At 63.8% G+C, this 600-nt stretch carries 2 pseudogenes; both read left to right on the top strand.

Annotation, left to right across the window (positions count from 1 at the left end):
- Positions 1-273: 273 nt before the first annotated feature.
- Positions 274-372: pseudogene (locus ACTWPW_RS64550) on the top strand (IS5-like element IS4811 family transposase); the annotation flags it as partial.
- 41 nt (positions 373-413) lie between these two features.
- Positions 414-600 (top strand): annotated as a pseudogene (locus ACTWPW_RS64545) (hypothetical protein); the annotation flags it as partial.

The following is a 600-nucleotide window of genomic DNA, read 5'->3' as shown; positions in this document are numbered from 1 at the left end:
AGTGCCCGTGTACAAACTGATCCCTGTCGTGCAGCGTTGGGCCGATATCGGGTGAAACTGTGACGTAGAGCGAATCTCCTGCGACATAAAGTGACCTTCCGGTAGCAACGGTGGTTATCCAAGCCCCATCACCGACCGGAAGGTCTGCCGCCGTTGTACGCCACAGCCCCCATCACTGTCTCCCGTAACGACGAAACTGCCTGCTCGTGCGTGGCCTGCCGGTACGGCCGCGGAGCCGATCACCCGATCCGCCCACCCCGCTACACCACCGACATGACCGACGCGGAATGGCAGGCCATCAGGCCGTTGATGCCCTGGCCGGCCTGGTTACACGGCAACGGCGGACGACCCGAGAAGTACTGCCGTCGCCTGATCATGGATGCCATCCGGTACGTGGTCGACAACGGGATCAAGTGGCGCAAGCTGCCGCCGACTTCCTGGCGCCCTGGCGCACCGTCCACTCAATCTTCACGCGCTGGTGGCAAGACGGTGATCTCTATGCCCTGCACAACGACCTGCGCGAACAAGTCCGGATAGCCGACGGGCGCGAACGGGAGCCCAGCGCGGGAATCATCGACTCGCAGTCACTGCGGGCCGCCG

Origin of the sequence: Nonomuraea sp. KM90, assembly GCF_052246675.1 — a bacterium.
In the GTDB taxonomy this organism is placed as follows: domain Bacteria; phylum Actinomycetota; class Actinomycetes; order Streptosporangiales; family Streptosporangiaceae; genus Nonomuraea.
Note: the sequence above shows the minus strand (reverse complement) of the source record. Positions and strands in the feature narration are given on the sequence as shown.